Genomic DNA, 25675 nt, shown 5'->3' on the forward strand with positions numbered 1-25675 from the left:
GGGAATTTGAGAAAACCAGTCAACTATTTTGACAATGAAAGTCAAAAGTAACCAGTTGGGCAAAGAAAAAATCCAGCCCAATGTCTGCCAGAAAATTCCCGAAAGAGTAAAAATAAAACCGATAATCATCAACCAGGGAAGCAGAGGGACAATCAAGATATTGGTTAGGGGGGCAATCAAAGAAAAATAACCAAAATTGTAAATTAAAATCGGCAAAGTAAAAATTTGAGCCGAAAGAGTCATTGCTAAAAGGCTTCTCAATGGAAAAATTTCAGGGTTTGGTAAAAATTTTAGTCCGCCCTTAATTGGGGACTGAAAATAAATTATTCCAAAAATCGCCAAAAAAGATAGTTGAAAGCCAACATCTAATTTTAAAAGGAAAGGATTTTGGGCTAACATTATAGCGGCGGCAAAAACAACTGCCCGAGAAGAAACTGACAATCTTCCCAAATACTGACCTAAAAGAAAAAGCCCGCCCATAATTCCGGCCCGAATAGCTGAGGGCTGAAGACCGGTCATTATGATAAAAAGAGAAATTAAAATTATAGTAAAATAAAAAGATTGTTGTCTCCAAAACCCGAGACCAATTAAAATAGTCATCAAGATAATGGCTAATATTGCCACATGCATTCCTGAAATTGCCGTGATATGCCTCACCCCGGTGATATTTAATTTTTCTTTCCATTCTTGGGAGATTCCTCTTTTATCTCCTAAAATTATTGCTCCCAAAATTGAACTCTGGGGCGGGGATAAATTTTGATAAATTGATTCTCTCAGTTTTTCTTTAAACTGCAAAATTTTAGCAAAACCCCGCCCCCAAATTGGGGGCGGGGTGTCGCTCTCTAATAACTCAATTTCTGGCCAGCTCATTACCGAGTAAATTCCGTCTTTTTTTAAAAAATCTCTGTAATTAAAGCCGTTTATATCCTCTGCCGGGCTTTTTAATCTTTCAGTAATTTTTAATTTGTCTCCGTATTGATATTCTGGATATCGCTGAGTAGTTACCAAAACCCTCCCATCAGTTGTTAGAGGCCCGTCCTCTAACAAAATTTCGTTTATTTTAACTGAAAGTTTAATACTTTTTTCTCTAACATCCGGCTCAGCCGAGACAGTGCCAATTAAAGTAATTTTTTGTTCTAAATCGTGATATTTTCTTAATTCATCATTAATAACCTTTAATTCCGCCCTCTCGTGCCGCCAAACCCCAAAAACCAAAAATAAAACGCAAAAACCAAGGACAACAAATCCCGCCCTCTTTGAAGCCCTTAGCTTCAAAGAGGGCGGGACCGAAATCAACAAAATTCCAAAAATCAACCCCGCCCCTAATATAAAAAGGGGCGGGGTAAAAAAAGAACTTAAAAAAATCCCTCCGATAAAAGAGAGGCAAAAATATAAAAATATTCTTGAAGCGGTCATTCCTTTATTTTACCCCACAGGACAGATTTTAAGAAATAGAGTGGTGTCTTAATTAGTGTCGGGCACTGATTATTCTACTGATAGCTAATAGCTATAAGTGTTGACTTTTTATACGGGTGTCGAAAAAGTCAACAATAGAATAAGTAGTGTCGGGTACTGATTATTCTAACACCTTTGTTCTTAATTCGCACGATCGTACGCTTTAGGTACTTTTAGATTAAATTAAATTGAACTGTTTTTTTAGTTCTTTCTAGGATAAGTAGTGTCGGGTACTGATTAAGGTCTCAACTGGCAGATTTCAAAAAAGGGGGCGATGGCTTTTTGGATTTCTAATAAATATTCTTGGGGATAGGGTTTTATTTTTTCAAATTTTGGGTCAAGGGTTTTTTCCGGCCGAAAATTTTGAAGATAGTATTTTATCTTCGGTCCGCCTATCCATTTAGCGATTTCTATAATATCTTCTTTTGTCTGGATACCGGGGACTACGGTCGTGCGAAATTCAAAATCAATGTTTGAGTTTTTTAAAATTTCAATGCTTTTTTTAATTTTCTCTAAATTAACTTTCACACCCGTCGCTTTTTCGTATTTTAGAACTTTTAACCTTTGACTTTTAGCTTTTAACTTTAGCCCCAATGGCGCCTTAATATCCATTGCCAGATAATCAATTAATTTCTCATCAATCAATCTTTTTAACATCTTTGGATTGGAACCATTCGTGTCAAGTTTAACGAAATATCCTAATTTTTTGATTTTTTTTGTAAAAGCGGGTAATTTTTTATTAATACTTGGCTCTCCGCCACATATCGTAACCCCATTCAATAATCCTTTTCTCTCTTTCAAAAATTTAAAAAATTCCTTTTCAGAAATCCTCGCCCCGTTAAATTTCGCTGAAGGCGAAATTCCATCTTTACTGGGTTTAACGGGGTGAAGTTGTTTTTTAATTTTCTCTGGTAAGACCAACTCCGGACTAAAACACCAGGGACAACGAAAATTGCAACCATAAAAAAAAACAGTGGCCGCCAAGCGGCCGGGATAATCAATTAAAGTTAATTTTTGAAGCCCACCGATTTGAACCCCGTTAGAAATTTTCATAATTATTCAGTAAAAATTTACCCCGTCAAATGTTAAAATTGACACAGAATTTCTAACGGGGTGAATCATGTTTTAACCAATTCAAGTTTTCTAATTTTAAACATTTTTCTCTCTTTAAATTCCTCTTGCTTCCCGAGATTAAACTGATTCACTGGGCGCAGATATCCGACGATTCTTGAATAAACCTCGCAGGGCTGTTTTATCGTACATTCGGGACAAAAGAAATGTTCTCCTTTTAAGTATCCGTGAGTTGGACAAATTGAAAAGGTCGGAGTTAGGGTAATATATGGTAAATGGAAATTTTCAAAAACTTTTTTAACCAAACTCTTAACTGTTTGTATATCGTTGATTTGTTCCCCCAAAAAAAGATGGATTACCGTGCCGCCATTATAAAGACATTGTAATTCGTCTTGAAGTTTCAAGGCCTCAAAAGGATCGTTGGTGTAGTTTACTGGCAGATGGCTGGAATTAGTATAATAAGGCACCTTCTTTGTTCCGGCGGTAATAATATCCGGGTATTGTTCTTTGTCTTTAAGGGCCAATCGATAGGCTGTTGATTCGGCCGGCGTAGCTTCTAAATTGTAAATATTGCCAGTTTCTTTTTGATATTTCACCAATCTTTCTCTCATAAAATCTAAAACTTCAGTGGTAAACCTTCTTCCTCTTTTTGAAGCAATGTTTAAGCCAATGAAGTTTAAAAGCGCTTCATTCATTCCAACCAAACCAATAGTGGCAAAATGATTAGCGTAATAACTTCCTCGGGCTTTTTTAATGTCCGATAAATAAAACCTGGAATACGGATACAAGCCCTTTTCAATAAAATTTTCGATTGTTTTTCTTTTAATTTCCAAACTTTCTTTAGCCAAATCCATCATTTTTCCCAATTTTTCAAAAAATTCTTTTTTTGTTTTTGAAAGATAACCGATTCTCGGCATTCCGATCGTAACTACGCCGATTGAACCGGTCTTTGAACCCGCTCCAAACAAGCCACCACCTCCCCGATAATAAACAAAATAATTTATTCCGTATTTTGCCGAGGCCTCAAAAATTCCGTCAAAAGCAGGTTCGTCCCAGGGAAAATCTTTAGTAATGTTTATTGTTGGAATTGGAAACGAGAACGGCCGATTATCCTTATCGCCTTCCAGCATTGCATCATAAAAGGCTTTGTTAAATATTTTCATTTCTTCTTCAAATTCGCTATAAGTTTCTTTTTGCGGCTTTCCGCCAATAATCACCGGCTGTTTAGCGAAAACAGGAGAGGGCTTAAGGTCTAAGGTAATGTTGCTAAAAGGACTATTATGATAAACTAAAGCTCCTGTTCCACCAATAAAATTTTCTTGAGGCAAATCTACTGAAATATCATACTCATATTCTTTATTATAAATAATCTGTTCTTTCCCTAAACAAACCCTTGCTTCAAAGTCGTTAACCCGGTACTGATTTTTCCCGGATTGAGCATTTTCTTTGAATGCCCGGACAATATAGCTATTTCTCCAATTTTTATTAATTTTACTGTTTTTCTCAGTATAAACGCTAAATCGAATGTTGTTTTGGGCTAAAAGCACGCTTAAACTCAAAGAAAGTTTTTTGGATGTTGTAGAAAAATCATAATACTTTTCGTATTCACTTGCATCGCCCTTAAAAAGAGTTTGAATAAATATCTTTTGAAGTTTTTCTGAAAGGTCAAAAATATACCAAGGAATAATCTTGTTAAAAGATAGGGTGCCGCAATTTAGGCCAATAATTTCAGCTAACAGTCCCTTGCCAGCTATTTTGTAAACCTGCTTAACTTTATTGCCTTTTGGAGAATAACCTTTATTTTTTTGGATATATCCCAATCCCTGCAGCCCCCTTAAAATCTCTTCAATTTCTTTCACCTGTTTTAACCAGGCCTGAGAAATATAAAGAGGCAGAGAGAATCCTTTATGCCCTTCAGTAATATACCAGCCAGAAAGTTTTACAAAATTTTCCAATGTTTTTCCTTTTAGGATTCTAGGATACCAAATATTACTGTTTTTCAATGTAAATTCCTGTTTTTGCGTTGGGTTCCCAAATTTTCGCCAAATATCATAACGAATAGATTTTCTTTCAAGCCAATCATTCCAGATCCCCTTATCCTTTATGCCAAAATCAATATAAAACGGGTGAATAGCTTGATATTTTTCAATAATATTTTCTCGAATTTTAGATAATGTATGGGTTGGGTTTATTTTGACAAAAACATTTTTTTGGAGTTTCGGAAGTTCATCAATAAGTTCAACTAAATCTATCTCGTTTTTTTCTTTTTCTTGTTCTATTTTGCTTAATCCAATAAAGTGATTTTTTTTATTAAGCTGGCGGTAATCAAAAGCGGTCTCAACTTCTGAGGCAGAAATCGGTTCAGGATTAAATTTATTATTAAATTCTCTAAAACCAAAAAGCGAATGAGCCGGGGAAACAATAGTTTCTCCTCGGTTAGTTCTCACTTTTAAAAATCGGCTGTTTTTTGGAACGCGATGTCTTATGAATGCTTTAACTTTAGCCCAGACCGCTTTTCCTTGAGAATTAAAAGAAAGCGTATAATAATCATCGTAATTTTGGATAGCATAACTTTGGGGATGTTGTTCAATGATGCGGTGAGAATTTCCTTCAAATTCTTTATCAATCAATTCTCCAATCTCAAAAAATTTAATTCTGTCCTGGCGCTTAATTACCACTAACTCTTCCCAGGCCAAACTCTGAAAGCCGACCCGAGTCGGCGTTGCCATATTGAACAAAAATTCCTGAAGAGCTTGTTTTGTTTGTTGATAGTTTAAGTTGTCGTAACGGATAAAAGGGGCTAAAAGAGTGTCAAAGTTTGAAAAACTTACGGCGCCGGCAACTTCGCCTGTAATAGTAAATAGAAAATTTACGGCCTGGCCCAAAGCGCTCCTGAAATGTTTTGCCGGCTTGGAAGACATTTTCCCGGAAACACCGCCAAAACCTTTTAATAATAAATCATACAAATCCCATCCCGAACAATAAACCGCTAAAGTGTCTAAGTTGTGAAGGTGCAAATCTCCTGATTCATTCGCTTCTCTAATTTCTTTTGGATAAACTTTATTAAGCCAATATTTCTTGACAATATAAGAAACGCCATAATGGTTTAGTCCTTGGAGGGAAAAGGCCATATTGGCATTTTCCTGTACCTCCCAGTCAAGTTTCTCCAGATATTGATCCATTCTTTCTACTGCTTCTTCAGAAATTGTTATTGCTTCCCTGATTTTTCTTCTTTGTTCGCGGTAAAGAATATAGGCCTTGGCGGTTTCTACCAATCCTTCTAAAATTAGAACTTCTTCAACAATATCTTGAATTTGCTCAACGTTAGGAATTTCATCTTTTTTAAATCTTCTGCTTAAAATTTGGGTTACTTTGTCAGAAAGTTTTTTTGAACGATTGCCATCGCCCTGACCGGCAGCAGTAATTGCTTTGAAAATCGCGTTGGTAATCTTGGTTTGGTCAAATTCAACTATTGTTCCGTCTCTTTTTTGAACTTTTGTAATTTTATTTTGAAGCATTATTGTATTTTACTCTAACAAAAAAACTGGGTCAAACCCCAGTCAAGTTCTGTTAAAAATCGGACTTATCCACACCCCAAAATTAGAACCGCACTTTTCCTAACGAGGTCAAAAACCAGTGGCAATGACCGTCACCTTTATCTCACCTTTGGTCAATTTCTTATCCTCAACTGCTCCAAAAATTACTTTATCTTCGGGAATAATTTCTTTGGTAAAGATGCCGGCAATTTCCTCAACTTCGGTTAAAGTTAAATCCTTTCCCCCGGAAACATTAAACAAAATTCCTTTAGCCCCTTTTGGAGAAACATTGAAAAGCGGAGAATAAATCGCTTTTTTAGCCGCCTCCTCGGCTCTCTTTTCTCCTTTGGCTTGGCCGATTCCAAAAAAAGCAGTACCCGAATCTTTTAAAATTGTTTTAATGTCAGCAAAGTCAACATTAATAATGCCGGGCAAAACAATCAAATCGGAAATCCCCTGAACCGCCTGACGCAAGGTTTCATCGCAAAACCAAAAAGCGTTTAATAAAGAAATATCGGGGGCTAAAGCCGAGAAAAGATTATCATTAGAAATAACAATTAAGGTGTCAATTTTTTCTTTTAAGTTTTTTATCCCTTCTTGGGCGATTTCTTTTCTTAAAAGACCTTCAAAAGAAAAGGGCTGGGTAACTATTCCAATAGTCAGGGCGCCCAAATTTTTGGCGATTTCAGCCACGACCGGCGAAGCTCCTGAACCGGTTCCTCCGCCCTGACCACAAGTAATAAAAATTAGGTCTGAATTTTTTAAGACCTCTTTAATTTCTTCTTTTTGTTCCTCGGCTGCCATTTTTCCAACTTCTGGATTCATTCCGGCCCCCAAACCCTGGGTCATCTGCCGGCCAATTTTTAATTTAATATCGGCTTTAATTTTCTTTAAATCCTGGTCATCGGTATTAATGGCGATTAATTGAACTCCTTTAATTTCGGACTTTGCCATCCGGGAAACAGCATTACAGCCCGCTCCTCCGATTCCGACCACTTTAATTTTTGTATTTATTTTTTTCATCTTATTTCTTTAGAATTAGGGTATAAAGTTTTTTAATATTTTCTTTATTTTATCCATAAAGCCACCTTGAAAAATTTGATTCTCTTTTTCCAAATCAGCCCCGGCTAAAACCAAGCCGCAAACCGAAGAAAGAGCCGAATCGTCCTGAGGGGGAAAGAGTCCCTGAACCAAACCAATCCGGCAGGGCAGTTTTAATTCTTTTTTACAAAAGTCCTTGATTTTCGGCAATTTCGCCCCACCGCCGGTTAAAACCACTCCGGCCGGCAAAGACCCTGTTTTGGAGATTTTTTTTAATTCTTTTTGAACTTCTCTAAAAATTTCCTTGACCCTGGACTCAATAATTTCTCTAAGAATTTTTTTAGAAAAAAAGATTGGCTCATCGCCCTCAATTTTTATTCTTTCGGACAGAAAATCAAAATTTTTTTTGGAATTCTTTTTCTTTTTTTTAATTTTCTCCTTTAACAAAGAAGATGTTTGGACGCTGCCAAATTCAAGCTTTATTCTTTCAGCTGTTTCAATATCGGTTTTTAAACCAACAGTAATATCGTAAGTAATGTTGGTCGAGCCAATGGGAATAATTGTTAAACCCATTAATGTCCCCTCTTCAAAAACCGCCAAATCCGTTGTGCCGGCCCCTATATCCAAAAGAACGACCCCTAATTCCTTTTCCTGCTCGGCCAGAACCGCTCTGGCTGAAGCCAAAGGATTAGAAACAATGTCATCAATTCTTTGAAGGCCGGAATTTAAAATCGCCTGAGTTAAATTTTTAATGTAAGGGGAAAATCCGCCAACTACCAACATCTCTGCCTCTAACCTTCCTCCTTTCATTCCAATGGGTTCTTTAATGCCTTTTTCTCCATCAACAATAAATTCTTTGGGGAAAATATCCAAAATTTCTTTATTAACCGAAAGGGGGAAAGTTTGAGCGGCTTGTAAAATCCTGTTTATATCTTCTTCAAAAATTTTCTGGTCGGCCCGGGAAACGGCTATGGTTTCGTGTGAAGAAGCGGAGAAAATATGGCTTCCTCCAATATTGGCATAAACATTGTTTATTTTTTGTCCGGTTTCTTTTTCAACTTTCCTGATTAAAGAAACAATGATTTCCGCCACCTTGTTGATATTAACAACGACCCCTCGCCTTACCCCGAAAGAGGGTTCCTGGTGAAAACTCAAAACCTCTAATTCTTCTTGATTGGGTTTTTTCAGAGCGGAAAGAATTTTTATCATACCCGTTCCGATATCCAAGCCAGTAATAATTTTTTCCTTATTCATGAGGTCTTTGACACTCTCCTTGACTAAAGTCGGGAGTTTTAGAAAACAACTTTTTTATAATTTATTTATTTTTGAAAGGTAATATTCTTCTTTTTCTCTCATTTTTTCAGCTTCTTTTTTATTTTTTTCATGGTTTTTGTCTAGTCGAAGAAGATTCCTTCTTCTCCGCCCCTCGCTGCGCTCGGGTAGTCGAAGAAGATTCCTTCTTCTCCGCCCCTCGCTGCGCTCGGGTAGTCGAAGAAGATTCCTTCTTCTCCGCCCCTCGCTGCGCTCGGGTAAAAGATGTAATATCCCGTGAATTAAAACTCGGGCTAATTCCTTTTTAAAAGAAGAATTGTATTTTTTGGCATTTTTTTTAACTTCCCTTGGACAAATGACGACCTCTCCTAAACCCAATTCATTTTCAAGCATAATCGGAAATTTTTGGCTTTGGCCGAAGGCCAAGACATCGGTCGCTTGGTTTTTTTTCCGATAGATTTTATTTAATTTTTGTATTTTCCCCTGACTTACAAAAACCAGAGATAAATTAGTTTTCCTTTTCTGCCGGCTGGCCGATTCTCCCTCCAAGACCTTTTGACCAATTTTTTTTAAAAACTTTTCATCTAAAAAATCACCGGTAAGGTTATTAATTTCAATCATTTTTTAAATTTGCTTTTTTATTTTTAAGTTTTGCCGAGTTTTTCCAATTTTTCATATTCTATTTTTTTAATTTCTCTTCTTAGGGCGCTTTGTTTTTTCATTTGCTTGGATTTTTTCCTCTGGCGAAACCTAACTTTTCTTGCCCGAACCAAAATCCCGCTTCTTTTTACTGCTTTTAGAAAACGGCGAATTAAGGTCTGGTTGTTTTCTTTGATTTGTTTTTTAACTTCCATTGTTATTGCCCTTAAAGACGTTTTTGTATTTCCCTAACAACCTTTTCTAATTTTATTGTTTCCTGTTTGCCCGATTGCATATCTTTAATAATTATTGTTCCGTCTAAGGATTCTCTTTGGCCAAAAATTAAAGCATATCTTACTCCCATTTTATCGGCTCTGGCCAATTGGAGCTTTAAAGAATCTTTGGCAAAACTTTCGGCAATTTTAATTTTCTCTTTTCTAAATTCTTCCATCAGCCCTAAACTTCTTTTTTTCGCCAGATTGCCCAATTGAGCCAAAAAAACCCGGGGAGAAGAAGAGGGGGAAATTTTTATCTTTTTTTCTTTTATTAGCCCTACAATTCTTTCTATTCCGGCGGCTGCTCCTACGGCCGGTGTTTCTTTTCCTCCTAAAATTTTTACCAAACCGTCATAGCGGCCTCCGCCAGCCAAAGCGGCCGGTTTTTTTTCTTCTGGCTCACCTCCTTTTGGTCCTGAAAAAATCTCAAAAACCGTCTTTGTATAATAATCAAGACCCCTGACCAAATAAGGATTTAAATAGTAGGGCAATTCAATTTCATCTAAAAACTCCAAAACCTCTTTAAAATGGTCCTTGCATTCTTGACAAAGATGGTCAATCATTTGGGGACTGTTGGCTTTAATCGGCTGGCATTTTTCTTCTTTGCAATCCAGAATTCTTAGGGGATTTTCTTTTAACCGACGTCGGCAATCAAGACAAAGACCGTGTTCCCGGGACTTAAAATAACTGACTAAAAGTTTTTTATAATAGGGACGGCACTGACTATCTCCAATGCTGTTTATTTCAATGGTTAAGTCCTTTAACTTGATTTCTTGTAAAATATTATAGAAAATTTGAATGATTTGAGCGTCAACAACCGGACTTTTTTCATCAAAAATTTCAAAACCAACCTGCCAAAATTGACGAAATCTGCCGGCTTGCGGACTTTCGTAGCGGAAAAAAGGACCGAAATGCCAAAGTTTTAAGGGCTGAGGTAAATTAAACATTCCCCGCTCAATATAAGCCCGGGCGATGGAAGCCGTTCCTTCCGGCCTCAAACTTAAATAATCACCACCCCTCGTCTTTAAATTGAACATTTGTTTTCCGACAATATCAGTAGATATGCCAATTCCTTTGGAAAAAAGTTCTGTTTCTTCTAAAATCGGGGTTTCAATTTTTCCGAAATTATAAAAATCAGCTATACTTTCTATTACCCGATAAATTTTTTGGAAATATTTTTGTTCTTCGGGTAAAATATCGTGCATTCCGGTTGGCGCGTGAAATTTGGATTTTTTCATAATGCCTTAATAGGTTGGAGCTTTAATTTTTGTAAATTCCGTAAACGGCCAAGCTCTAAAAAACGTTCGGCCAATAATGTATTCTCTTTTTAAAGAACCCCAGTGCCGAGAATCGGAAGAAAAATTTCTATTGTCGCCCAAAACGAAATATTCGTCTTTATTTAATTGTATTTCAATTCTGCCATGGGTTGTTAAATGATGCGGAAGATAATCATTTTCATTTAGTATTTTGGGTACGAGGTCCTGTTTTGAGATTATGATTTGACCGTTTTCAATTTTAATTCTTTCGCCTGGCAAGCCAATAATTCTTTTGATGTGGTGGTGAAAGAAATTTTGGGGAGGGCGAAAAACAATGACTTCTCCTCTTTGGGGGTCGCGAAAACGATAACTAATCCGGTCAACCAATAAATAATCATTTTGCCCGAAATTCGGCTCCATTGATTGCCCGTGAACCAAAAAGGGTTGAAAGATAAAATAGCGAATGGGAGCCACTATTAATAAAGCAAGAGTGACAATTTTTATAATTTCCCAAATAAAAATAAAGAAATTTTTCATATGCTTTTTAATTTTAACAAGATTTTTTTATTTTAGCAAGGGGAATGATATAATAAATTAACTTAAAATCCAAATGCCAAAATCCAAAATTCAAAATAAATTCAAAATTCAAATATTTAAATTCTAAATTGTTTTGGATTTTGAGCTTTGAGCTTTGGATTTCAAAATCTATGATTTTAATCGTTGGTCTGGGCAATCCCGGCCCGAAATACAAATATAGCCGCCATAATATTGGTTTTAGGGTGGTCGATGAAATCGCCGCCAATTTTCAATTACCCGAGCGAAGCGAAGGGTGGGAGATGAGACGAAGTCTCAGCGACCTTCAATCAATTTTCAGCGCTCAAGTTTCCAAAGGAAAAATTGGAGATAAAAAAGTCATTCTAGCCAAGCCCCAAACCTTCATGAATCTCTCTGGGAAATCAGTAAAACCATTAATCCAATACCTCTTACATAAAAAAGCCATGGCAAAAATATGTAAGAGCTTGTTTGTTATTCATGATGACATTGATTTACCTTTGGGTAAAATCAGAATTGCCAAAGGTCGAGGAGCAGCTGGCCACAAGGGAGTAGAATCAATAATTAAAGAGTTAGGAACGAAGAATTTTGTTAGATTTAGGATTGGCATTCAACCTAAATTTGGTAAGCCCAAAAGCCCAGAAAGGTTTGTTCTTCAGAAGTTTAACAAAGACGAAGAAAAGATTTTAAAAGAAATTATTAAAAAAACAATTGAAGCGATTGAACTTTTCTTAAAACATGGTTTGGAAAAGGCGAAGGGTACATATAATATAATATCTGCTTGACCAGGCTCATAAATTCTATTTATCTGCGCCGGAATGAATAAATATAACAAATAAAAAACTAAGAACATTTTATTAAAATGTCAGAATTGGAAATAAAAAAAATTAATGCCGGGGAAAAAAATTATCCCGGACGTTTGAAAGAAATTAAAGATGCGCCGGAGATTCTTTATTATCAAGGGGAAATCAAACATTGTGAAAATTGTTTTGCCATTGTCGGAACGCGGCGCTCTTCAAATTACGGAAAGCAAGTGGCTTTGGAAATTGCCGGGGATTTGGCAGAAGCAGGATTAACAATTGTTTCAGGTCTGGCTCCAGGCATTGATACTTTTTGCCATCAAGCAGCTTTAGAGAGAAATAAAAGAACAATTGCGGTTCTTGGCACCGGTTTAGATGAAAAAAGTATTTATCCCCAATCAAATTTAAAATTGGCCAGAAAGATTTTAGAAACTGGGGGCTGCTTAATTTCTGAATACCCGCCGGGAACTCGAGGAACTCAATTTACTTTTCCCCAGAGAAATCGAATAATTTCTGGAATTTCTTTAGGGGTATTGGTAATAGAGGCAAAACAAAAAAGTGGAGCTTTAATTACCGCCCATTATGCTTTTTCTCAAAAAAGAAAGGTTTTTGCCATTCCCGGCTCAATTCATTCTCCAAACTCAAAAGGTTGTCATTTTTTAATTAAAAAAGGGGCAAAGTTAGTGGAAAACGCTAATGACATTTTATTAGAATTAAACCTACCCTTAAAGGAGCTTAGCTCCTTTTATGAAGGCGAGAGTGAAGAGGAAAATTTGATTTTGGGTGTCTTAAAAGAAGAGGGGTTGGATGTTGATAAAATTATTGAAAAAACAAAATTGTCAGTCGCTAAAGTGGCTAGCACCCTTGCCATTTTAGAAATAAAAGGTAAAGTAAGAAACTTAGGAGGAAACATTTATGCAATTAGTACTCGTTGAGTCACCTACAAAATCAAAAACCCTGCAAATCTTTTTAGGCCCAAAATTTAAAGTTCTGTCTTCTTATGGCCATATTAGAGATTTACCGAAAAGTGAATTGGGTCTAGATGTAGAAAATGATTTTAAACCAAAATACATTATTCCTCTCAAATCAAGAAAAAACATTCAAATTTTAAAAAATGAGGCTCAAAAGGCCGAATCTGTAATTTTGGGCACAGATATGGATAGAGAGGGCGAAGCAATTGCCTGGCATTTATCTCAAATTTTAGATCTCAATGGCCAAAAAACTTATCAACGAATTGTTTTTCATGAAATCACCAAATCGGCAATTGAGGAGGCATTAAAAAATCCGAGAAAAATTGATATGAATTTGGTTAACGCCCAGCAGGCAAGAAGAATTTTAGACCGGCTCGTCGGTTATAAATTATCTCCCTTTCTATGGAAAAAAATAGCCAGGGGGTTGTCGGCCGGCCGGGTTCAATCAGTAGCAGTCAGATTAGTAGTTGAAAGAGAAAGAGAAATTGAAAAATTCGTACCCCAAGAATATTGGACAATCATCGCCCACCTTAAAAAATTACAGGGGTCAGACCCCTGTAAGTTTGAGGCTTTTTTAGTTAAGAAAGATGATAAAATTATTCCAAAATTGGGGATTAAAATAAAAAAAGAAGCAGAGAAAATTGTTAAGGATTTGGAAGGAGCGAACTATAAGGTAATAAATATTAACAAAAAAGAAGTTAAAAGAAATCCCCTACCCCCATTTACAACTAGCGCCCTTCAACAAGAGGCCTGGCAGAGATTTCGTTGGCCGGCCAAATTAACAATGCAAGTGGCCCAGCAGATTTATGAACGTGGATTAACGAGTTATCACAGAACCGATTCTTTAAATCTTTCTAATTCATCTCTTTTTGCCGCAAAAAAATTTATTACTGAAAATTATGGAAAAAATTACTGGCCGGGATTTTTAAGAAAATATAAAACGAAATCCAAAAGCGCCCAGGAAGCCCATGAAGCAATTAGACCAACCGAGCCTGCTAAAACCCCTGAATTATTAAGTCCCCAAGACAATCAATTTAAACTTTATGACCTAATCTGGCGAAGATTTATTGCCTGTCAAATGAGCCAAGCCGTCTTTGATTCTACTGTTGTAGAAATCGAAACCGGAAATCCCAAATGCCAAACGGCAAATTCCAAACAAATTCCAAAATACACTTTCAGAACTACTGGACAGATTCTAAAATTTGATGGATTTTTGAAAGTTTATCCGCTTAAATATGAGGAAAAAGAATTGCCAGCATTAGAAATAAATGAAATTTTAGAACTGATAAAACTAATTCCCTCTCAACATTTTACCCAGCCGCCCCCCCGACACAATGAGGCGACCTTAATTAAAACCTTAGAAGAAAACGGCATTGGCAGACCCTCAACTTATGCTCCGATTTTATCAAACATTCAAGAAAAAAATTATATTGAAAAAAACGAACAAAAAAGATTTAGACCAACCGAAATTGGCACAGCGGTAAATGATCTTTTGATAAATCATTTCTCAAGGGTTGTTGATATTGGTTTTACTGCCAAAATGGAAGAGGATTTAGATGAAATTGCTCGGGGTCAAAAAAAGTGGGTTCCGCTAATCAAAGAATTTTATGAACCTTTTGAAGAAAATTTAAAACAAAAATACGAAGAGGTTTCCAAAAAAGACATCACCGAAAAGCCGACCGAAAAAACTTGTCCCAAATGCAGCGCTCCTTTGTTAATTCGTCTTGGAAAATACGGCCAATTTTACGCCTGTTCTAAATTTCCCAAATGCCGATATACCGAGTCCTTGGAAAAAAACATTTTAGACATCGCCTGTCCAAAATGTAGGGAAGGAAAAATTGTTGAAAAAAGAACTAAAAAAAGAAAAATTTTTTACGGCTGTTCCAATTGGCCGGAATGCGATTTTGCTTTATGGGACAAACCGACCGGAGAAATTTGTCCTAAATGCAAATCGCTTTTAGTTAAAACAAAGAGAAAACAAATTAAGTGCTCTAAAGAGTGTAATTATATTGAAAAACAGACTAAAACCTGATAAAATAAAGCAGAAAATATGCCGAAGTGGTGAAATCGGAAAACACGATGGATTCAAAATCCATTGCCAGCAATGGCTTGAGGGTTCAAGTCCCTCCTTCGGCACAATTTTATGCCTAAGGCAAAATTGCCTACTAAAGATTTTGAATGGACGACATATAAACATACCTTGCTTAATTCGCAAAAGAAGAATCGCAGAAAAATTTATTGAAAAATTTATTTTAATGTACTCGAAATGATTGCCATGGCATTTATTTCGAGTCTTTATATAAAATCTGTTTTTATATAAAATCTCTTGCGGGTTCGAATCCCACCTCGCCTACCAGAATCAAACTTTCTGATTTTTGCTCAACTGATTCAGCCGCGCGGCGCGTCCGCTGAAGTTCCTGGCGCTGCGGGACGGGCAAGAAAATCCATTGGCTGACAACCCCCATAGCAAATACTTAGGCGAACCTTTTAATATTTACACAATTTAAGATAGGCGAGCAGGTCTGCTATTTTAATAGTGGCAACCCCGATTACTTGGTCAGCCCCTCCGTAATAGACAAAAAGTTTATCGCCCAAAACTACATTACCGCAAGGAAAAACAACATTTGGTATCAACCCTGTTTTTTCGTAGGCTGTTTCTGGCTCCAAAATAGCATGTCTTGTTCGGCCAAGAATTTTAAGCGGATTTTTAAGGTCTAAAAGCACGGCTCCTACCCGGTAAACGTTATCTTCTGAAACACCGTGATAAAGCATAATCCAGCCTTCTTTTGTTTTTACAGGCGGAGCAGCTGCTCCTATTTTTTTACTATCCCACCAGCCTTTTCTTGTATATATCCAACGTTGTTCTTTTAGAAAGGTCTCGCTTTTGAAATCTAAAGTATGATAAAAAGAATAATCAATATCATAACCAACTCGATGAATAATTAAATATTTGCCATTTACTTTTTCTGGAAAGATAAAGGTGTTTTTATCGTTTAAGTCGGCCGGAGAAATAAGTACTGGTTTTGACCAATGCCATTGTTTTTTGAGAAAATCTTTTTCCCAAATCCAGGTCAAAGCCACTCGCGGAAGATTTCCATCGTAGGCTGTATAGCACATATAAATCTTCTGAGCTATTTTAGTTAAGCGGGGATCTTCACACCCAGAGCCGACCCCATTTTTAAATTTCTGTTCAAAGGGCTCGCGGGGAAGATATATCGGCTGAGAAGAACGTTCATCAATATGAACGCCATCTTTGCTTGCAGCATAGCCAAAAACAGAAGTATCATCTTCTGAAATTGCCCTATAAATAATATGAACTTTTTCTTGAAGATAGATAGCAGCCGGATTAAAAACAGCTTTACTTTCCCAGGGGTGTTCTTTTTTAACAGTAATAATCGGATTTTCTTTAGCTCGTTCTAAAACTATTTTTTTTTCTGTTGTTTTTAACAATTCCTCTAATAAAACAGAAAGACTTATATAAACCAAACAACAAGTGGTATCGGTTGCTCCATAATAAAGATAAATCCAATCCCCTTTCGTTATTGCCCCGGAGGGAAAAACTGTATTAGGAACAAGACCTACTTTCTCATAATACTCCTCGGGAACTAAAATTGGCGTATCGGTCTTGCCAATAATTTTTAAAGGGTTTTTAAGGTCAAGCAAAACAGCTTCTATGCCAAAAAGTCTTTGAGGGGAAAAATAATTACGAATATAAGAATATAATAATAACCAACCGTATTTTGTTTTAATCGGAGGAGCGCCGACTTCAATATGGTCTTGCGATGAACGTCGCAGTGGCAAGGCATATTTTTCTCTTTCAGTAGAAAAATTTTTATACCATTTTTGCCAAAACGTTTCTGACCAAATATCATTTTCTTTACTAAACGAAGCAAGGCAAATTTCTGCTGGCGGGTTATCCGTATTAACAGTAAGCACTGCCCACATCTTTCCGCCTATTTTTTCCGGAAAAAGAGCCATAGCTTTAGCATTAAAAGAGGTAATTAGGTGTTTTTCTTTGATTGTTTTTAAATCTTTGCTTATAGCCAAGCCCACTCTAATACCCTCGGCTCTAAAAGGATACTCGGAAAGAGCGGTATAAAAAATATAATATTCCCCATTAAGTTTTGTTATTCGCGGGTCCTCACAGCCAAATTTTTCCCAATCGTATTCTGGGACAATAAGACGTTGCCGATTTGTAAAACGAATACCATCTTTACTTTCAGCAACGCCAATATCAGAAGTCATTATATTGGCTCGGTTGGCAGTATGATAATGGGGCAAAGAAACCGCCCTGTATAAAAGATAAATTTTATTTCCTTTTTCAATTGGACAACCATTAAAAACAGCCTGAGCTTCCCAGGCGTGGATATTTAAGGGTTTTAATATTGGATTTTCTTCTGCTCGTTTAATTATCATACTATTGACACTCTCCTTGACTAAAATCAGGAGTATTAGAAAACAAAATCCAGAGACTTAACAAAATTATAATATTATAATACTCAAAATAAAAGCCATGGCTTTTATTTTGAGTATAAAGTTAATCAAAATAATTATTTGTTTTTTTCTTTAAAGTTTTTGATTTAAGTTTTGGTTTTTCCTCTTTTTGTAATGTTTCTAAAAATAATTCTAAATTGCTATGCGCGACACAGATGTAGTTGTCTGAAGCTCCGTAATAAACCAAAAGTTCACCGTCTTTAATCACTGCTCCAGTAAGATATACCACTCCTGCCTTAAAGCCATTATTTTCATATTCTTTTTCTGGTTCTAAAACAGGTTCTTGGGCGCGATAAAGAATTTTGGTTGGATCGTTTAGGTCAAGAATCATTGCCCCAACTTTATATTTTCCAGGGTCTGCTTTATCTATTGCATGATAAAAAAGAAGCCAGCCCAAACGAGTCCTAAGGGGCGGCGCTCCGGCGCCTTTTAACCAACTATCCCAACAATTTTTTCTACCACAATTACCGTTGTAATAACTTTCAATGTATTCGTCTTTTTGAAACTCCAAACTATGACGATAAGCAATAGATATTTCAGGACTAATGCTGTGCAAAATCGCATATTTTCCATCTATTTTTTCCGGAAAAATAACCCAATTTTTATGAGTTTCGCCTGGTTTCGAAATTAAAGCCGGAGCTTTCCATTGCCATTTTTTATTCAAAAAATCATTAACTTTTATTGAAGTAAGGGCTACTCGCAGCCCCTCATCGCAAGCGGTGTAAATTATATACAAGATATCTTCATTATCAACACGAACAATTCGAGGGTCTTCGGCTCCTCCAAAGCTTCCGCCGGAAAAATAGGAAAAGATATTAAAAGAGGGACTTTGCCCAACTTGATGTTCATAAACGGAATAAGAAAATCGTTCATCAATATAAAAGCCGTCAATTGAAATCGCATAGCCAAAACGAGAAATGCCATCTTCTCCAATGGCTCGGTAAAGAAAGTGTACTTTGTCATTAAGCAAGACCACGCCGGGATTGAAGGTTTGCCAGGCCTCCCATTTATTTTCCGCTTTCGGTAGAATTATTGGATTTTCTTCGGGCTTCGTTAATACGAATGTCTTTACTGCAACTGTCTTTACCGGTTTTTCCTTTTTAGAAGCTCTTTTCTTTTTAAGTACGATTTTTGCAAATGTCTTTACTGGTTTTTCCTTTTTAGAAGCTCTTTTCTTTTTAAGTACGATTTTTGGGGGCGCAACAACCTTCTTTAAGGAAGATTTTATTATTTTCTTTTTTATCTTCATGTTATTTATTTTATAATAACTTTATATTATTAGCAACATCGCAATCTCACCAACTTTTCCTGTTTCAATCGGGGGGAGTCGTAGAAATTTACTGGTTATCCAGAGTAATTAAGGAAAAAACCACTTTTTCTTGAGGAATTTCTTTTTTTTGCATTTCTTGACGAATTCCTCGGATAAATTTTTCATCTGATGGGCCTGACCCAAAATAGTAAGTAATATCTCCTTCTTCAATCATTTTTAAAAATTGTTCGTCAATCTTTTTTAAAGATTTCAAAAATTGACGCCCAAAAGAAAGTGGCTTAAAAACATCCGTTTGAACCTGGATTCCGTGTTTTCTAAAAATATCCTGACTTTTTTTATTAAAAAAAGGATAATAAGTTGAGCCAAATCCCAATCTATCAGTTACCAAACAAATATTTTCGGTTTTATCCCGGCATTGCAAAAAGGTCTTTAGGGAGCTATAGGGAATTTTAGTTTCTTTTAATTTCTGGCGAAATTCAGCAATGTTTTCGGGAAACTCTTTAATTTTGAAAAGAATTTTTGATAATTCTTTAATTTTTCCTGGGCTATCTGTCAAAACCCCGTCAATATCAACTAAAAGATTTATTTTTGGCAAAGTATCTTTTTCAAGAAGGGTGTCAAAAAGAGATTTTTCATACTCCGAGAGATTGGTTGCTTTTTCCGGCTTTTTAATAATTAATCTTTTTTCTTTATCTTCTTTTTTATTCCCTTTTATTTCAAAAGTTGCCAAGAGTGAAAAATCTATTGCCTCTTGGATATTTTTAAATTCCCTTTGTCGCTCTTTATTATTCTCTTCCCTTTTTTCATCAAACTTCGGAGAAAAATTATTAAATGACCTTTCCCTTTCCGGAGAAAAATTATTAAATGATTCAATTTTTTTCATTTTTTTAAAAAACCCTTATTTTAAGCACAAATTCTAATGTTGACACTCTCCCCGATTAAAATCGGGAGTTTTAGAAAACAAAATCCATATTACCCTTCTCGTTATAGTTGCCGATTTATTCCCAACAAACAAGCGCTACAAAGTTTCATATTTTTAAATTAGCGTCTGCTTTTATTTTTTGCCAATCTTTTGTCGCTTTTTTTTGGTTAAAATAAGCCGTTATGGCTATCATTGCCGCATTATCGGTACATAAGTTTTTTGGTGGAACAAAAAATTTGACATTTGACATTTGACATTTGACATTTGACATAAATTGTTTTCTTAATTCATCATTGGCAGCGACGCCGCCGCCTAAAATTATTGATTTTGTGTTAAAATTTTTGGCTGCTTTAATAGTTTTATGAATTAAAACATCAATGATTGCCTGCTGAATCTCAGCAGACATCGCTTGAATATATTTTTCGTTTTTCACTTTTCGCTTTCCGCTTTTAACTTCGTACAAAACCGCGGTGATTGCCTGCTGAATCTCAGCAGACATCGCTTGAATATATTTTTCGTTTTTCACTTTTCGCTTTCCGCTTTTAACTTCGTACAAAACCGCGGTTTTCAAACCGGAAAAACTAAAATCATAATTTTTTTGATAAATCATCGGCCGGGGCAGATTGACAGAGGCCCGTCCTCTAACAAATCCTTTTGCTATTTTGGCTATGGCCGGTCCGCCAGGATAACCAACTCCCAAAATCCTGGCCACCTTGTCAAAGCACTCGCCAGCCGCGTCGTCGCGGGTTTCGCCTAATATTTTGTATTTACCAATCCCCTTCATTAAAATCAATTGAGTATGCCCTCCGCTAATTACTAAACAGATCGCTGGGAAAATATTTTTGGATTTTACCTGCTCGCTTTGCTTTGCGAAGCAAGACAAGCCGGGAATTTCGCCACAGCCCTTTAAGAGGGCTGGGCGAATTTGGAATTTTCGCTAACTGGCGGAAGCCAGTTAGCCAGGATATGGGCTTCTATATGATTTATTGGAACAATCGGCAAATTTAATTTTTGGGCTAAATTTTTAGCAAAATTTATACCCTGCCACAAGCAAGGTTCTAAACCAGGCCCTACTGTCAAGCCAATTAAATCAATTTCAGAAAGTTTGATTTTCTTTGTTGCCTGTTTAAAAACGGTTGGAAGATTTTTTATATGTTCCCGCTTAGCCAATGCAGGGTAGACGCCTCCATATTTGGCGTGTAATTTCACCTGGGACGAAATCATATTTGAAAGAATTTCAAATTTCATCCGCTTAAATCCGCGTTGTAATCTACGTTTATCTGCTTCTACGGTCGCAACACAAGTATCATCGCAAGAAGTATCAAAACCAAGAATTATCATTTTTTTAATAGTTCAATGGCTAATTTTATTGCCCCCCTGTTACCGGCTTTGCCTTGGCTTGGATAAATTCCGGTAAAAATTTGTATTTTCTTTTATATTCTCAAAAACAACTGAATGAGGTCCGATTGTTGAATTGGCTCCGATTAAAACACCGGGCATTAAAGAACAATTAATTCCCACATTAACGTTGTCGCCCAAAATTGCTCCTAATTTTATTTTTTGGCTGTCAATTTGTTTTCCTTCAACTTTTACTTTTATGTTTTTTTTATCAAATCTTAAATTAGCCAGAATGGTTCCCGCTCCTAAATTACAGTTTTGACCCAAAATTGAATCGCCAAGATAATTCAAATGGGGAATTTTTGAATCATCGCCAATAATTGAATTTTTTATTTCCACTGCTTGACCGAGATGGCAATTGTCGCCAAGGCTAATCGGTCCCCGGAGATAACAGTGGGGGCCAATTTGACAATTTTTACCAACAAAGACCGGTCCTTCAATATAAGTTCCGCTTTTAATTAATGTTCCTTTTTCAATAACCACCTTACCTGAAATTTGACAATTTTTTTCAATTTTCCCCTTAATGCTTCTTTTAATTTTATTTAATAGAAATTGATTAGCATCCAATAAATTCCAAGAATAAGGAAGGGGAAGCCAGTTCTTGGCAATGACAAAAAACAATTTTTTATTTTCAATTAAATTTCTTAAAAAATCAGGGAATTCATACTCTCCCCTTTTTGATTTTTCAATTTTTAATTTGAAAATTGATTTGTCTAAAAAATAAAATGCGCAATTGACCAAATTGCTTAATTCTTTTTCCGGTTTTTCAATAAATTCTTTGACTGTTTTTTTTCCAACAATTACCTGGCCGAAATCAACCGGGTTTTTTACCCCGGCTATCAAAATAGAAGGGAATTTTTTAAGACAATTCTGAAAATCATTTTTATCGTATAAATCATCTCCGTTCAGTAAAAAAAATTTATCTTTTAAAAAGGGAATGACTTTTTGAGCCGCATCCCCTGTTCCCAATTGTTCTTTTTGCCAAACATATTTTATTTTTAAATTTTTGTAACGATTGCCGAAAAACTTTTCAATCATTTCTCCTTTGTAGCCGATGACCAAAATCACCTCATTGACCAAACCTCTTAATTGTTCCAAATTATGCTCTAAAATGGTTTTTCCCAAAATCTTCAAAAGGGGTTTTGGTTTGGTTGAAGTCAAGGGTCGCGCTCTTATTCCCTGGCCAGCAGCTAAAATTACCGCTTGCCCCGTTAGAAATTTTTGATTCATAGATTTTTCTGAATAACCCCGTTGTGTAAAATTTCTAACGGGGCTTGGGAAATTTTCATAATAAAGAAATTAAAGTTTTTGCCACTTCTTTTGGGTTATGTTCAATTAAGTTCTTTTTTAATAAGTTCTTGCCAATAAATTTTCCCTTGGGCAGGTTTTCATTAAATTTCACCAAATCCAGCAACTCGGGATGCTTTTTTTTATATTTTTCAATGATTCTTTTTGAAGAAATAAAATTATTATAAACTACATAATCTACCTCTTGGGATATATACTCTTCTATTTTTCTGGTAAAATCGGATACCGTAAAATTATTGGTTTCCCCGTGTTTAGTCATTAAATTGCAAAGATAAACTTTTTTGGCTTTGCTTTTTTGAATTGTTTCTGAAATTCCTTGGGTTAATAAAATCTGAGCCAGGGTTGAATACAAATCGCCGGGACCAATAATTATTAAATCGGCTTTTTTTATCGCCTCTATGACCTTAGGATAAGTTTTTGCTTTTGGTTTCAAAAAAACTTTTTTAATTTTTAAATTCCCATTATGTTTTGGAATATCAATGTTTGTTTCGCCTGAAATTATCTTGCCATTTTCTAAAACTGCGTAAAGATGAGCTTTATCCAAAGTAACCGGCAAGATTTCATGAGAAACATTTAAAATTCTTTTTAATTCTTGCCTGGTCTTTTCATAATCATTAGTGCTTAATTCTAAAGCAGTAATTAAAAGATTGGCAAAATTATGTCCTTTCAATTCGCCTGATTGAAAACGATAATCAAAAAGTTCTTTAATTGCCGGCGAAGTGTTGGCTAAAGCAATGAATGCCCGGCGAATATCGCCCGGAGAAACAATTTTATAATCTTTTCTCAGTCGTCCGGCCGAACCACCAGAGTCAAGCATGGCGCAAATTACCGATAATTTCACAGGATATTCTTTTAGTCCGGTCAAAACTGCTTTGGGCATAGCATTGCCGCCGCCAAGGCAAACAATGTTTTTATTTTTCAGTCCCGATTTCTTTTGCATGGTTTTTTGCCAATTGAAAAGTTTTTTTATTTAATTCCAGGTGTTTTTCCGGAATTATCTTTTTAATTGCCTTGAGAATTGAATCCGGTTTTAAGGGAATTAACTTTTTAAAGACGGCTAAACTAAGCAGATAAATTCCGGCCGTAACTCCGGTCCCGAATTCTTTTTGACAAATTTCGGCGGCCGGAATGAAAATTATCTTTTTTGAAAATTCTTTCAGATTATTCAAAATTCGTCTCTCGGAAATTCCTTTTTGGCCGGGTATTAAGGCAAAATATTTATTGATTAAAAAAATCGTTTTGGGGTTGCTAAAATGAAGTCCCCTTAAACTCTCTTGGGCCTCTAAGGCCAAAATTAAATTTGCTTTTCCTTTGGAAATCAACGGAGAAAAAAGTTCTTGACCAAATCTAATATGAACCTCAACCGAACCTCCTCTCTGAGATAAGCCGTGGAGTTCAGAACTTTTAAAATCAAGATTGTCAATCAAAGCAGCTTCAGCCAAAATCTGCAAAAGAGTAATTTGGCCCTGGCCGCCTGTTCCAACAATCAACATATTAAATTGGCTTATTTTTTTATCTGAATGCATGGTTTACAAACAATAATTACCGAAACTTCTTTTTTTTCTAAAAATTCTTTAATCGTTTCAATGAATTCTTCTTGATTAACCGGGTCAATTATTTTAAGGTGTTTTACTCCGCAGGCCCGAACAATGTTCTCTATTTTAATCCCGTTGGGAATAGACGGCGCTCCGGGGTGGGGTTGAAGGCCGGTCATGGCTGTGGTTTGATTTTCCAAAATAATAATCAGGGGATTTGATTTGTTAAAAACAGTATTAATCAAAGCAGGAATGCCGGCATGGAAGAAAGATGAGTCGCCGACAAAAGCAATTAGTTTCTGCTTGTCCGCTGCCTTCTTAACCCCATGGGCAATGCCGACGGAAGAACCCATACAAGATAAATAATCCTGCATATTAACAGCCGGTGTGCCAAATAACATATAACAACCGATTTCCCCCCCAAAAATAACTTTTTTTGTGTCAACCGCCTTTTTAATTGCCGAAACAACCAGCCAATAGGGGCAACCGGGACATAATCGAGGCATTCGCCTCGGAATTTTCAATTTTCCCCCGCCCTTTTGCGAAAGGGCGGGGTTCAATAAATTTTCAATTTTTAATTTTTTATTAGTAAATTTAGCAACAGCGAAGGTAACAATTTCTGGTTTTAATTCGCCTGTTTCCGGTAATAGTTTTTTCCCTATTACTCCTAATTTACAATTAACGGCTTTGGCTAATCTTTCTACCTCTCTTTCCAAATAAGGCTCCAATTCTTCAACGATTAAAACCGCGTCTAATCTTTTAATGAAATTTTTAATTTTCTTTTCCGGCAGGGGATAAAAAAATCCCAGCCTTAAAACCGGTAAATTTAAATCCAACTCTTTTAACGCCTCCTTCACATACAAATAAGAGATTCCCGAAGCAATAATTCCTATTTTTTTATTCGTAATTCGATTGAATTCGTAATTCGTAGGGCTCTTTTCAGAAAATTCTCTGATTTTTTCAATCTTTTCCAAAAGTTCTTTTTTCATCTCCAAAACCCGGGGCGGCAAAGTCACAAATTTTTTGGGATCTTTAACAAACCTTCCCTTAAGGAGCTTAGCTCCTTTTTCCGGAAGCTTTTCTATCTTTACTGGCATTTTCTGATGGGCCACGCGGGTGGTGGTTCTTATCATTACCGGAATTTTGAATTTTTCTGAAATTTGAAAAGCCAATTTGGTAAAATCTTTGCATTCCTGGGGGTCTGATGGCTCTAAAATGGGAATGTGCGCGGCAGAAGCTATAAAGCGCGAATCTTGTTCTGATTGGGCTGAACTATGGCAAGACGGATCGTCTGCCACAATAATAACGGTTGGCCCCTTTACGCCCGTATAAACAAAAGGTATCAAAGAATCAAGACAAACATTTAAGCCGAAGCTCTTCATTGCCACCAAAGTTTTCAAACCGGAAAAACTGGCTCCAATTCCGGCTTCCAAAGCCACTTTCTCATTGGTTGAAAATTCAAAATAACCTTTATAGCTTTTATTTTGAGATAATTTGAAAAAAGTATTTCCGATTTCCGAAGCCGGCGTTCCCGGATAAGTGGAAACAAAATTCACCCCCGCTTCCAGGGCTCCTCTGACAATTGCTTCATTCCCAAGTAAAATAATTTTTTTCCCCGGTCTATTTAATAAGATTTCCTCCATTTTAATATTTTCCTTCCCGGCGTTCGCTCTTTGAGCTTCGGCGGACAGGTTATTTTTGATGCTGCGGCTTGGTCAAGAATAACAATAGTGTCTGGATGTTTTTGTAAAATTGAGGCTGTGATTTGAGGAGTAATTGGTCCTTCTATAAATTTTGCAACTGCCTCAGCTTTATTTTCGCCAGAAGCTAAAAGTAAAATCTTTTTTGCCTCAAAAACTGTTTGCGGCCCCATAGTAATA

At 36.2% G+C, this 25675-nt stretch carries 22 protein-coding genes and 1 tRNA gene; 4 read left to right on the forward strand and 19 right to left on the reverse strand.

Going from position 1 to position 25675, the window contains the following annotated elements; all coding sequences use genetic code 11:
* The 9 genes from KY055_00880 to lepB all read right to left on the reverse strand — a co-directional run.
* A partial coding sequence (locus KY055_00880) for a ComEC family competence protein (protein ID MBZ1345185.1) occupies positions 1–1416 on the reverse strand: 1416 nt, incomplete at its 3' end.
* A gap of 276 nt (positions 1417–1692) precedes the next feature.
* The gene (locus KY055_00885) at positions 1693–2508 is read right to left on the reverse strand and encodes an anaerobic ribonucleoside-triphosphate reductase activating protein (protein ID MBZ1345186.1); all 816 of its coding nucleotides are present in this window, start codon (positions 2506–2508) and stop codon (positions 1693–1695) included.
* A 65-nt stretch (positions 2509–2573) separates the two neighbouring features.
* Entirely contained in the window at positions 2574–5255 is a 2682-nt protein-coding gene (locus KY055_00890; GenBank protein ID MBZ1345187.1) for a hypothetical protein, read from the reverse strand.
* A gap of 897 nt (positions 5256–6152) precedes the next feature.
* Positions 6153–7085, reverse strand: coding sequence for a cell division protein FtsZ (ftsZ, locus tag KY055_00895; GenBank protein MBZ1345188.1), 933 nt, complete (start codon positions 7083–7085; stop codon positions 6153–6155).
* A gap of 15 nt (positions 7086–7100) precedes the next feature.
* The gene (ftsA, locus tag KY055_00900; protein ID MBZ1345189.1) at positions 7101–8357 is read right to left on the reverse strand and encodes a cell division protein FtsA; all 1257 of its coding nucleotides are present in this window, start codon (positions 8355–8357) and stop codon (positions 7101–7103) included.
* 54 nt (positions 8358–8411) lie between these two features.
* Positions 8412–8996 (reverse strand): rRNA maturation RNase YbeY, encoded by a 585-nt coding sequence (ybeY, locus tag KY055_00905; GenBank protein ID MBZ1345190.1) that lies wholly within the window; start codon positions 8994–8996, stop codon positions 8412–8414.
* Between the two features lie 23 nt (positions 8997–9019).
* Positions 9020–9229 carry a hypothetical protein gene (locus KY055_00910; GenBank protein ID MBZ1345191.1) on the reverse strand — a complete coding sequence of 70 codons (210 nt, stop codon included), beginning with the start codon at positions 9227–9229 and terminating at the stop codon, positions 9020–9022.
* Between the two features lie 11 nt (positions 9230–9240).
* Positions 9241–10527 (reverse strand): histidine--tRNA ligase, encoded by a 1287-nt coding sequence (gene hisS, locus KY055_00915; GenBank protein MBZ1345192.1) that lies wholly within the window; start codon positions 10525–10527, stop codon positions 9241–9243.
* Positions 10528–10533: 6 nt separating this feature from the next.
* The gene (gene lepB, locus KY055_00920) at positions 10534–11082 is read right to left on the reverse strand and encodes a signal peptidase I (GenBank protein MBZ1345193.1); all 549 of its coding nucleotides are present in this window, start codon (positions 11080–11082) and stop codon (positions 10534–10536) included.
* Between the two features lie 170 nt (positions 11083–11252).
* Between lepB and pth the strand changes: the two genes are divergently transcribed.
* The 4 genes from pth to KY055_00940 all read left to right on the forward strand — a co-directional run bounded on the left by pth (position 11253) and on the right by KY055_00940 (position 15004).
* Positions 11253–11882, forward strand: coding sequence for an aminoacyl-tRNA hydrolase (pth, locus tag KY055_00925; GenBank protein MBZ1345194.1), 630 nt, complete (start codon positions 11253–11255; stop codon positions 11880–11882).
* Positions 11883–11959: 77 nt separating this feature from the next.
* Complete coding sequence (dprA, locus tag KY055_00930) at positions 11960–12832, forward strand: DNA-processing protein DprA (protein MBZ1345195.1); 873 nt, start codon at positions 11960–11962, stop codon at positions 12830–12832.
* Positions 12813–14900 carry a type I DNA topoisomerase gene (gene topA, locus KY055_00935; GenBank protein MBZ1345196.1) on the forward strand — a complete coding sequence of 696 codons (2088 nt, stop codon included), beginning with the start codon at positions 12813–12815 and terminating at the stop codon, positions 14898–14900. The genes dprA and topA overlap by 20 nt, the downstream gene beginning before the upstream one ends.
* Positions 14901–14920: 20 nt before the next feature.
* Positions 14921–15004 (forward strand) — tRNA-Leu (locus KY055_00940).
* 351 nt (positions 15005–15355) lie between these two features.
* Here the strand turns inward: KY055_00940 and KY055_00945 are convergent.
* From KY055_00945 to KY055_00990, 10 genes are all read right to left on the reverse strand, one after another.
* Complete coding sequence (locus tag KY055_00945; protein MBZ1345197.1) at positions 15356–17284, reverse strand: hypothetical protein; 1929 nt, start codon at positions 17282–17284, stop codon at positions 15356–15358.
* 121 nt (positions 17285–17405) lie between these two features.
* The gene (locus tag KY055_00950; protein MBZ1345198.1) at positions 17406–18611 is read right to left on the reverse strand and encodes a hypothetical protein; all 1206 of its coding nucleotides are present in this window, start codon (positions 18609–18611) and stop codon (positions 17406–17408) included.
* Between the two features lie 88 nt (positions 18612–18699).
* The gene (locus KY055_00955) at positions 18700–19515 is read right to left on the reverse strand and encodes a hypothetical protein (GenBank protein ID MBZ1345199.1); all 816 of its coding nucleotides are present in this window, start codon (positions 19513–19515) and stop codon (positions 18700–18702) included.
* Positions 19516–19660: 145 nt separating this feature from the next.
* Positions 19661–20437, reverse strand: coding sequence for a hypothetical protein (locus KY055_00960; protein ID MBZ1345200.1), 777 nt, complete (start codon positions 20435–20437; stop codon positions 19661–19663).
* 23 nt (positions 20438–20460) lie between these two features.
* Positions 20461–20895, reverse strand: coding sequence for a hypothetical protein (locus KY055_00965; protein MBZ1345201.1), 435 nt, complete (start codon positions 20893–20895; stop codon positions 20461–20463).
* 39 nt (positions 20896–20934) lie between these two features.
* On the reverse strand, positions 20935–22182 hold the full coding sequence (locus KY055_00970; protein ID MBZ1345202.1) for an NTP transferase domain-containing protein: 1248 nt from the start codon (positions 22180–22182) through the stop codon (positions 20935–20937).
* 55 nt (positions 22183–22237) lie between these two features.
* Positions 22238–23200 carry a YvcK family protein gene (locus KY055_00975; GenBank protein MBZ1345203.1) on the reverse strand — a complete coding sequence of 321 codons (963 nt, stop codon included), beginning with the start codon at positions 23198–23200 and terminating at the stop codon, positions 22238–22240.
* Complete coding sequence (locus KY055_00980) at positions 23172–23753, reverse strand: indolepyruvate oxidoreductase subunit beta (GenBank protein MBZ1345204.1); 582 nt, start codon at positions 23751–23753, stop codon at positions 23172–23174. The genes KY055_00975 and KY055_00980 overlap by 29 nt, the downstream gene beginning before the upstream one ends.
* 11 nt (positions 23754–23764) lie before the next feature.
* Positions 23765–25438 carry an indolepyruvate ferredoxin oxidoreductase subunit alpha gene (locus KY055_00985; protein ID MBZ1345205.1) on the reverse strand — a complete coding sequence of 558 codons (1674 nt, stop codon included), beginning with the start codon at positions 25436–25438 and terminating at the stop codon, positions 23765–23767.
* On the reverse strand, positions 25420–25675 hold a 256-nt coding region (locus tag KY055_00990; GenBank protein MBZ1345206.1), incomplete at its 5' end, for a hypothetical protein. The genes KY055_00990 and KY055_00985, both read right to left, overlap by 19 nt.

Source organism: Candidatus Nealsonbacteria bacterium, from assembly GCA_019923625.1.
In the GTDB taxonomy this organism is placed as follows: domain Bacteria; phylum Patescibacteriota; class Minisyncoccia; order Minisyncoccales; family RBG-13-42-11; genus JAHXGN01.

Bases quoted from the DNA above. Each gene is read 5' to 3' on its own strand.
- KY055_00885 (MBZ1345186.1), bottom strand. From the start codon at position 2,508: ATGAAAATTTCTAACGGGGTTCAAATCGGTGGGCTTCAAAAATTAACT.
- KY055_00890 (MBZ1345187.1), bottom strand. From the start codon at position 5,255: ATGGCAACGCCGACTCGGGTCGGCTTTCAGAGTTTGGCCTGGGAAGAG.
- ftsZ (MBZ1345188.1), bottom strand. From the start codon at position 7,085: ATGAAAAAAATAAATACAAAAATTAAAGTGGTCGGAATCGGAGGAGCG.
- ftsA (MBZ1345189.1), bottom strand. From the start codon at position 8,357: ATGAATAAGGAAAAAATTATTACTGGCTTGGATATCGGAACGGGTATG.
- ybeY (MBZ1345190.1), bottom strand. From the start codon at position 8,996: ATGATTGAAATTAATAACCTTACCGGTGATTTTTTAGATGAAAAGTTT.
- KY055_00910 (MBZ1345191.1), bottom strand. From the start codon at position 9,229: ATGGAAGTTAAAAAACAAATCAAAGAAAACAACCAGACCTTAATTCGC.
- hisS (MBZ1345192.1), bottom strand. From the start codon at position 10,527: ATGAAAAAATCCAAATTTCACGCGCCAACCGGAATGCACGATATTTTA.
- lepB (MBZ1345193.1), bottom strand. From the start codon at position 11,082: ATGAAAAATTTCTTTATTTTTATTTGGGAAATTATAAAAATTGTCACT.
- pth (MBZ1345194.1), top strand. From the start codon at position 11,253: ATGATTTTAATCGTTGGTCTGGGCAATCCCGGCCCGAAATACAAATAT.
- dprA (MBZ1345195.1), top strand. From the start codon at position 11,960: ATGTCAGAATTGGAAATAAAAAAAATTAATGCCGGGGAAAAAAATTAT.
- topA (MBZ1345196.1), top strand. From the start codon at position 12,813: ATGCAATTAGTACTCGTTGAGTCACCTACAAAATCAAAAACCCTGCAA.
- KY055_00945 (MBZ1345197.1), bottom strand. From the start codon at position 17,284: ATGATAATTAAACGAGCAGAAGAAAATCCAATATTAAAACCCTTAAAT.
- KY055_00950 (MBZ1345198.1), bottom strand. From the start codon at position 18,611: ATGAAGATAAAAAAGAAAATAATAAAATCTTCCTTAAAGAAGGTTGTT.
- KY055_00955 (MBZ1345199.1), bottom strand. From the start codon at position 19,515: ATGAAAAAAATTGAATCATTTAATAATTTTTCTCCGGAAAGGGAAAGG.
- KY055_00965 (MBZ1345201.1), bottom strand. From the start codon at position 20,895: ATGATAATTCTTGGTTTTGATACTTCTTGCGATGATACTTGTGTTGCG.
- KY055_00970 (MBZ1345202.1), bottom strand. From the start codon at position 22,182: ATGAATCAAAAATTTCTAACGGGGCAAGCGGTAATTTTAGCTGCTGGC.
- KY055_00975 (MBZ1345203.1), bottom strand. From the start codon at position 23,200: ATGCAAAAGAAATCGGGACTGAAAAATAAAAACATTGTTTGCCTTGGC.
- KY055_00980 (MBZ1345204.1), bottom strand. From the start codon at position 23,753: ATGTTGATTGTTGGAACAGGCGGCCAGGGCCAAATTACTCTTTTGCAG.
- KY055_00985 (MBZ1345205.1), bottom strand. From the start codon at position 25,438: ATGGAGGAAATCTTATTAAATAGACCGGGGAAAAAAATTATTTTACTT.